Origin of the sequence: Streptomyces sp. NPDC006265 (genome assembly GCF_040613555.1) — a bacterium.
Taxonomy (GTDB): Bacteria; Actinomycetota; Actinomycetes; order Streptomycetales; family Streptomycetaceae; genus Streptomyces.
Genome location: NZ_JBEXSH010000821.1, coordinates 1 through 4,095 on the forward strand (window position 1 = coordinate 1; position 4,095 = coordinate 4,095).

Sequence of the window (4,095 nt, forward strand, 5' to 3'; positions counted from 1 at the left end):
TCGTCGACAAGATTGCCGACGACCGTGATGACGGTCTCGCGTTTCGGCAGGGGCCGCGAGGTGTCGTCGGCCTCGTCCGCGGCGCCGAGCACGGGATGGAAGGTGAGCTGCGCGGTACGGCCCAGGACGTCGGCGGCCTTCTTGGGGTCCTGCACACCGGGCAGTTCGACGATGATCCGGTGGTCGCCGGAGCGCACCAGGGTAGGTTCGGCGACGCCGAGCGCGTCGATGCGGCCACGCAGGACCTCCAGGGTGCGGTCGGTCGCCGCGCTGTCCGCGTCGGCGGTGGGGGTGGAGCGGGTTTCGAGCACGATCTGTGTCCCGCCGCGCAGGTCCAGTCCGAGCCGGATCGGCACGGTGACGGCGACGTACAGGGACAGGGCGAGCACGCCGAGGGCGAGCAGTGCCCTCACGCGCAGGGAACGGTTCAACGGGAGCCTCCGGAAGGCACACCACGGTGGCGGCCGTCGGGGGCCGCTGCGGGGCGGGTCGGGTGAAGGGAAGGGGCGTCAGGTGCCGGAGAACACCGGGGGCGCCCGCCCCTGGTCCTGCGCCGTGTTCGGCTGCGAGGTGGGCACGTGCTCGGTCGGCGCCCCGTGCGGGCTCGGAAGCCGGCACGGCGTGGTGTCCGCGCTCTGGCCGCAGGCGCCGAGGTGTCCGCGCGGGGCCGGATGCTCACCGTGCGGCTGCTCGTGGCGGGTGGCCGCCCGGACGACGCAGACGGCATCGCACCCGTCGTCGGCGCGCGCCCCGTCGTGCCGGTGGTGGTCCGTGGCCACGGGTGCGCCGGCCACTCCCGTGCCCCATGTGCCGAGCTGCGGAGCGGCGATGCCGAGTGTGGTCAGCACCGCCAGGACGACGACGGCCAGTACCGCGCCGACGGGGGAGTGGGGCCGGGTGGTGCCGCTGACGGACGCTGCATGCACGCTGTGGCGCACCCTCCCCCCTCTCTCGTCGTGACGTGCGGACCGGGCCCGCCTCCGGGTCAGGGCTCGATCAGTCCGGCGCGGATGGCGTAGCGGGTCAGGTCGAGGCGATCGCGCAGGCCGAGCTTCTGCAGCAGGTTGGCGCGGTGGCGCTGGACGGTCTTGATGCTGATGAACAGCAGGTCCGCGATCTCCTTGGACGAGTGGCCCTCGGCGACCAGCTTGAGGACCTCTTCCTCGCGGGGGGTGAGGATCTGATCGGGAGTCTCGTCCCCGTGGCGGGCCCGGTCAAGGTAGTTGCGGATCAGGGCGGTGACCGCGCCGGGATACAGGAAGGGCTCGTCCCGCATCGCGGCCCGGCAGGCGGCGACCAGGTCCCGGTCGGCCACGGACTTCAGCACATATCCGCTCGCACCGGCCTTCAGAGCCTGGAAGAAGTACTGCTCGTTGTCGTGCATGGTGAGCATCAGGATCCGCAGCCCCGGCTTGAGGGCGGCCAGTTCACGGGCTGCCTGCAGCCCGGTCAGGCGTGGCATGGCGATGTCGAGCACGGCCAGGTCGACCTCGCTGGTGCGGGCCAGCTCGATGGCCTCGGCCCCGTCACCGGCCTCGGCGACCACTTCGAGGTCGGGCTGCTGGTCGAGGATGAGCCGCACACCGCGTCGGACCAGCGCGTGGTCGTCGGCGAGCAGGATGCGGATCGTGCTCGAGGGCGTCGGGGAGGGGGTGGCCGAGTCGGACATGGTCAGGGCTGCTTCCTTGCAACGGGCGCGGTGAGCTGGACGCGGGTGCCGGCGCGGGGTGCCGGGGTGATCTCCAGGCTGCCCTCGACGAGCAGGGCCCGCTCGCGCATGCCGCGGATGCCGGCGCCTTCGCGGGGCGCCTCGATACCGCTGCCGTCGTCGGTCACCGTCAGCACCACGCTGTTGTCGGCGTGGCGCAGGGCGACGGTGACCCGCCCGGCGTCCGCGTGGCGGGCGACGTTGGTCAGCGACTCCTGGGCGACGCGGTAGAGGACCAGCTCCGTCTCCGGAGCCAGAGCGGGCAGGTCGGCATCGAAGCTGCGCGTCACCAACAGCCTGGTATGTGTGGCGAAGTCCTCGCTGAGCGAGGTCAGTGCGCTCACCAGGCCCAGATCGTCCAGCACACCGGGCCGCAGCCGGCGCACCAGACGACGGACCTCGTCGAGGCTCTCCCGGGTGATCTCCTGCAACTCCTGCAGCTCCCCGCGCAGCGCCTCCGGCGCGTCGTCCGCGGACCGTTTGAGCCCGAGCAGGATCGCGGTCATGCTCTGGCCGACCTCGTCGTGCAGTTCCTGGGCGATGCGCCGGCGTTCCGCCTCTTGGGCCAGCAGGGCCCGGGCGCTGCTGGCGACCCGCTCCTGCTCCAGCCGCTCCAGCATGGCGTTGAACGTGCGGATCACCTCGGCGACACCACCGCCGCCGGAAGCGGGCAGGCGCTGACCGGGGCGCAGCAGGTCCACGGTGGTCATCAGCCTGGTGAGCCGGTCCAGCGGGGCCAGACCGAACCGCAGCAGCGCGGCGTTCGCGACGAGCATGACGGCCAGACCGCCGACCAGGATGACCGCCTCGGTCAGCAGCACCGGCACGGAGACGGTCACCGGAGCCCACAGCAGCAGGGCCGTGGCCGTGCCCAGCACCACGGCGTTGAGGGCGAAGATCCGCCAGAACAAGGACACCGTCCCTGCGCCTCCCCTTCTACGAGCTCGTTTCTCACCTCCACTGTCGGCCATCGCGGAGCCCACCGCGTTCGCGGCCCGGGCAACTTGAGCAAGCCTGCGTTCAGGCTGTCCCCTCACCGCGCCTGACGTCCATGGGACCTGGCCCCCATTTCCCCGGGCACGCACTACCCATGGCGCGGCCGCATGGGCCCCTCGACCCCGTTCAAATGGGGCCCGCGCCCGATGGGTATCCGCCGCGCGCCGGGCCAGGCTGGACACCACACGACCACCCGACAGCGGACGGGCGGGCCCGGCAACGCCGTCGGGCCGGCCCGCCGCGCATGACCGACGCGCGCCACCGCGCACCCGACATACGCAGCCGAAAAAGGGACCGACCATGTCGCTCGATGTCACCCGGGCCGAACCCCACCCGCACGACGCCCGCCAACGCCTGGAACACGCCCGCACCTCCCGGCTGGCCCAGTTGCGTGCCCTCGACGAGACCGAGCGCGGCACGGACGACCACCTGCTGTCCGCGCAGAAGACCGCGATGGAACGGGTTCTCAAGGAGATCGAGGACGCCTTCACCCGCATCGACGACGGCACCTACGGAATCTGCGTGGCCTGCGCGAAGCCCGTTCCCGCGGAGCGGCTCGAGATCCTGCCCTACACCCGCCACTGCGTCGCCTGCCAGCGCCGCGCGGCCTGACCCCGCCCGTACCGGACCTCCAACGCCCTGCCGCAAAGGGGTGACGTGGTGAACCACCAGACCATCGACGAGAGCACGACGCACCTGTCGGCCGAGGACCTCGCGGCGCTGCTCGAGAACCTTCACGAGCAGCGTCTGTTCCGCCAGGAGCAACTGCGCCTGCTCGCCGGGCCGGTCACCTCCCGGGCCGAGGACCGGATCCGGCAGCGGTCCGCGGCGCAGATCGAGGTCCGCGTCAAGCTCGCTGCCTCGGCCCGCATGGTCCTCACCGACATCGAAGCGGCCCTCACCCGCATGAACGAGGGCTCGTACGGCACCTGCCACCTGTGCCGGCGCCCGGTCGAACGGGAACGGCTCATGATCGTGCCGCAGGCCCGCTACTGCGCCCGCTGCCAGCAGGTCAAGGAGGCACAGCCATGACCGACGCCCACAACCTGTCCGGTGACGCGGCCCGTCACCGGCCGTGGCCCCTGTGCCGGCGCTGCTGCGGCATCGCGCTGGACATGGGCAGCGCCCGCACCCGCGTCTGGCTCGCCGGCAAGGGCACGGTCGTCGACGTGCCCACCGTCACCTCCCCCGGCACCGGAGCGGTCTACCCCGTGCGGCGCGGGACCATCATCGACACCCCGGGATGTTCCCGGATGCTGGAGCGACTGCTCAACCACCGGCTGCCCCGCTTCCCCCGGCCCATGGTCATCGTCACCACCCCCGTCCTGGACGGCGTCGCCTACCGCAGCCGGGAGGGCGTGCAGTACGGGCTGCCGTTCGCCGCCTCCACT

Annotated in this window: 5 protein-coding genes and 2 pseudogenes; 3 read left to right on the plus strand and 4 right to left on the minus strand. The window is 72.1% G+C overall.

Annotated elements, in window-relative coordinates; all coding sequences use genetic code 11:
- From ABZ281_RS40670 to ABZ281_RS40685, 4 genes and pseudogenes are all read right to left on the minus strand, one after another.
- Window positions 1-431, minus strand: a pseudogene (locus tag ABZ281_RS40670) (protein translocase subunit SecD); the annotation flags it as partial.
- Between the two features lie 78 nt (window positions 432-509).
- Entirely contained in the window at window positions 510-926 is a 417-nt protein-coding gene (locus ABZ281_RS40675; protein WP_356663003.1) for a hypothetical protein, read from the minus strand.
- Between the two features lie 59 nt (window positions 927-985).
- Window positions 986-1,669 carry a response regulator transcription factor gene (locus ABZ281_RS40680; RefSeq protein WP_298553146.1) on the minus strand — a complete coding sequence of 228 codons (684 nt, stop codon included), beginning with the start codon at window positions 1,667-1,669 and terminating at the stop codon, window positions 986-988.
- Between the two features lie 2 nt (window positions 1,670-1,671).
- Window positions 1,672-2,625 (minus strand): sensor histidine kinase, encoded by a 954-nt coding sequence (locus ABZ281_RS40685; RefSeq protein ID WP_356663004.1) that lies wholly within the window; start codon window positions 2,623-2,625, stop codon window positions 1,672-1,674.
- 379 nt (window positions 2,626-3,004) lie between these two features.
- On the opposite strand from ABZ281_RS40685, the gene ABZ281_RS40690 reads away from it, so the two are divergent.
- The 3 genes and pseudogenes from ABZ281_RS40690 to ABZ281_RS40700 form a co-directional block, all read left to right on the plus strand.
- The gene (locus ABZ281_RS40690) at window positions 3,005-3,316 is read left to right on the plus strand and encodes a TraR/DksA C4-type zinc finger protein (protein WP_356663005.1); all 312 of its coding nucleotides are present in this window, start codon (window positions 3,005-3,007) and stop codon (window positions 3,314-3,316) included.
- A gap of 45 nt (window positions 3,317-3,361) precedes the next feature.
- Complete coding sequence (locus ABZ281_RS40695; protein WP_356663006.1) at window positions 3,362-3,736, plus strand: TraR/DksA C4-type zinc finger protein; 375 nt, start codon at window positions 3,362-3,364, stop codon at window positions 3,734-3,736.
- Window positions 3,733-4,095, plus strand: a pseudogene (locus ABZ281_RS40700) (hypothetical protein); the annotation flags it as partial. The gene ABZ281_RS40695 and the pseudogene ABZ281_RS40700, both read left to right, overlap by 4 nt.